This is a genomic window from Clostridium tunisiense TJ, from assembly GCF_000300195.1.
Taxonomy (GTDB): Bacteria; Bacillota; Clostridia; order Clostridiales; family Clostridiaceae; genus Clostridium_J; species Clostridium_J tunisiense.
Genome location: NZ_AMQH01000033.1, coordinates 1 through 3,404 on the forward strand (window position 1 = coordinate 1; position 3,404 = coordinate 3,404).

Genomic DNA, 3,404 nt, shown 5'->3' on the forward strand with positions numbered 1-3,404 from the left:
GAATTAACTGGTTTTACCTTTTTCTCTGTTTAATTTTCAAAGACCAATTTAGCGCTACACTGTAGCGTTGTCACCATCTGGCGACTTTTACATCTTATCATCTATCAAATCACTTGTCAAGCATTTTTTATTTTTGCTTTATTTTAGTGTTTCGTATTGACGACTTGTTTATAATAACATGGATATATACGTATGTATATTTATATAGTTTTAAATTTTGTAATTTATCCTATAATTTCTTTTTATTACACTGTTTTTCTAATTAATTCATATATAGATACACTAGGATGGGTTTATATTCATATTATACCACATGTGCCTTATTTACCATATTATTATTCTATATTCCTATAGAAACCTGTTCGTCTTCTCAATAGGTTTTCAAAATATATTAGGACTTATAAGTAAATTATAAGTCCTAATATATTTAAATATTGATATTCTACTAATATTAAGTTACTAATTATAATAATTATTGAACAGTTGCACTAGTGAATGTTTAGAAATATATCCCAAATCTTTTAATGCTAAATCTAAAACATTTAATATATATACTATTTTTTCTATATGAGCATTTTCACCCATATGACCAATTCTAATAACCTTATTATTTAAATACCCAAAGGATCCTGGCAACAAAACATTATATTTTTCTAGTAAATGACCAATTATCTTCCTAACTTCTATTTGTTCTGGAGGTTCTACTACGGTTACTGTATTAGAGTATCCTTGTTTGATATACAGGTTTAATCCATACTCTTCCAAAGATTTTCTAGTAGCATATGCTATTTTTCTATGTCTCTCTATTACCCTTTCAACACCTTCATCTAAAATATTATCTACTGCTATATTTAATCCCATAATGTCGCTTATAGGCATTGTGTATGGAAACCATTTTTTAGTATAGTATTCTCTCCAGATAGTAAGATTACAATAAAATCCCACAATGGGTGTTTTCCTATTATCCATAACCTTAAAGGCATCTTCACTTATGGATAAAATGGTCAATCCCGGTGGAGCTGAAAAAGCCTTCTGGGACCCACCTAATGCAATATCTACTTTCCATTCATCTACCTTAAGAGTTTCCCCCACCATAGCAGCAACACTATCCACCACAGTTATAATTCCATATTCTTTTAATAGTGGACATATTTTGCTTATATCATTAAGCACACCTGACGGCGTGTCGCAATGAACAACTGTAGCATATTTAAATTGATTATCCTTTTGTAAAAACTCTCTTAACTCTTCAACACATATTTCTTTGGTTCTATCTGATGAAAAATAGACAGGTACTCCACCATAAATTTTCACAAAATCTCCGAATCCTTCTCCAAATATTCCATTATCTATTATTAAAACCCTATCCTTTGGTTCCGTTAGTGAAGCACAAGCTGCCTCCAAACCAAGAATACCTTCTCCACTAAGTATGTACACATCATTGTTTGTATGAATTATTTTACTAATCTTTTCACAAGTATCTTTATAAAAATCATAAAAACTTTCATCTATATCAGGGTTGGTTACCTCAATGGCCCTAGCCAAGCGAACATTTTCTCTAACTTCTGTGGGACCCGGTGTAAAAATATAAGGTTTTCTCATAGCATATCGCTCCTTTAATACAAATACTCAAACTATCACTTTTATTATACTACAAACTTATTCAAACAAATTTGATACTTTACTTAGTATGTTAAAGTTAGTTAAATCATAATGTAATGGTGTTAATGTAATGTAATCTTCTTTTATACATGCTACATCTGAATCTCCTTCATTAGAATCTTCTGGTGTGCCCTTTACTGAGTAACTAGTATGTTCATTTGTAGATTCAACCTCAATAAACACATTTTTGTATTTTCTTTCTCCTATTTTACAAACTTTAATACCTTTTACTCTTTCTTTAGATACAGGTGGAATATTCATATTTAATACTACATCTTCCTTAAGCTCTTCTATATCCACAGTATTAATTATCCTACTAATGTAATCCACTCCAATATCAAAACTACTATCACTACCATCACAAGATATAGCTATAGATGGAATCTTCATAATTGAAGCCTCAATAGCCGCTGAAACTGTTCCTGAATATAACACATCTGTGCCTAAATTAAATCCGTCATTGATTCCTGATAAAACTAAATCAATTTTACCTTTAACTAACTTTTCTATACCGACTTTAGTGCAATCTGCCGGTGTCCCACTAACGCTATAGCACTTACACTTCAATCCATTAACTTTTACCTCTTTTATTATTAAAGGTATAGTTAAAGTTATAGAATGGCTACTAGCGCTTCTTTGCCTATCCGGTGCTACTAATATTATTTCATGATTATCCTGTAATGATTTAGCTAAAACCTGTATTCCTTTAGCATTTATTCCATCATCATTTGTAATTAATATTCTCATTTAAACCCTCCAATATTTCTGCATTTTCACTTCAAATAATAATTTGTAATTTGACCTTTCTATCTCTACTTGTTACAGGTAGTTGAAGATTAAAGTTTAACCTAGTCATTTTTAACACCCTTTAATGACTCCCTATAAATTCTTCACTTGAGTTCATTATAAACCTTACAAGTTTATATGATACCCCTAAAGGCTTGTTATACTTATTAATAAATTTCTACATAGAATTTATTATCTTCAATAAAAGTTTAATTATATACACTAATTTTTCTTTAATGAAAGAAAAATTAGTGTATGTATTTAAAGTTGCTTTATTAAATTTTATCGTATTCTAATAACCTTGTATAGTGCATTAATTTTACTAGTCATAGTATAGGGTGTTTCAAAATTCTCATCCATATTTTAAAGAAACTATAAGAAAAACATGTGCTTATACCTCCTTTTAATGTAATTATTTTATCCGTATTTTTTCAGCTTCTCCAATTCCTTTAATACCTGTACTTTTTATACATTTTCTTAATTCAATGATTGCATTTCCTATATAATAAAAAAAGCGTGTAAACACACGCTTCCTATAATTAGTAATATTTTTCATAACTTATTATACTTAAGTTCCTAATTTGCAGGTTTTGCTGTATTAGAAACTTTACTCTGATTTCTTCAATTTAAACTAATGTTTTACAAAAATAAAAAAGCAATCCTAATGGATTGCTTTTTGGTGGAGATAAAGAGATTCGAACTCTTGACCCCCTGCGTGCAAGGCAGGTGCTCTCCCAACTGAGCTATACCCCCAAATATGGTGGACCTTCAGGGACTCGAACCCCGGACCAACCGGTTATGAGCCGGTTGCTCTAACCAACTGAGCTAAAGATCCATATATGACCTGGCGACCACCTACCCTCCCACAAAGTCTCCCTTGCAGTACTCTTGGCCGTTTAGATCTTAACCTTCGTGTTCGGTATGGGAACGGGTGTATCTTCTAAACGCATCATCAC

Annotated in this window: 2 protein-coding genes, 2 tRNA genes and 1 rRNA gene; all 5 read right to left on the minus strand. The window is 31.0% G+C overall.

Annotated elements, in window-relative coordinates; all coding sequences use genetic code 11:
* Positions 1-459 precede the first annotated feature (459 nt).
* Positions 460-1,602 (minus strand): pyridoxal-phosphate-dependent aminotransferase family protein, encoded by a 1,143-nt coding sequence (locus C661_RS0120755; RefSeq protein ID WP_017417240.1) that lies wholly within the window; start codon positions 1,600-1,602, stop codon positions 460-462.
* A gap of 57 nt (positions 1,603-1,659) precedes the next feature.
* Entirely contained in the window at positions 1,660-2,409 is a 750-nt protein-coding gene (gene surE / locus C661_RS0120760; protein ID WP_017417241.1) for a 5'/3'-nucleotidase SurE, read from the minus strand.
* Between the two features lie 716 nt (positions 2,410-3,125).
* Positions 3,126-3,201 (minus strand) — tRNA-Ala (locus C661_RS0120765).
* 5 nt (positions 3,202-3,206) lie between these two features.
* A tRNA-Ile gene (locus tag C661_RS0120770) sits at positions 3,207-3,283 on the minus strand.
* A 7-nt stretch (positions 3,284-3,290) separates the two neighbouring features.
* Positions 3,291-3,404 (minus strand): 5S ribosomal RNA (gene rrf / locus C661_RS0120775); the annotation flags it as partial.

Excerpts from the sequence above, each read along its gene's own strand:
- surE (WP_017417241.1), bottom strand. The coding sequence starts at position 2,409 with ATGAGAATATTAATTACAAATGATGATGGAATAAATGCTAAAGGAATA.
- C661_RS0120755 (WP_017417240.1), bottom strand. The coding sequence starts at position 1,602 with ATGAGAAAACCTTATATTTTTACACCGGGTCCCACAGAAGTTAGAGAA.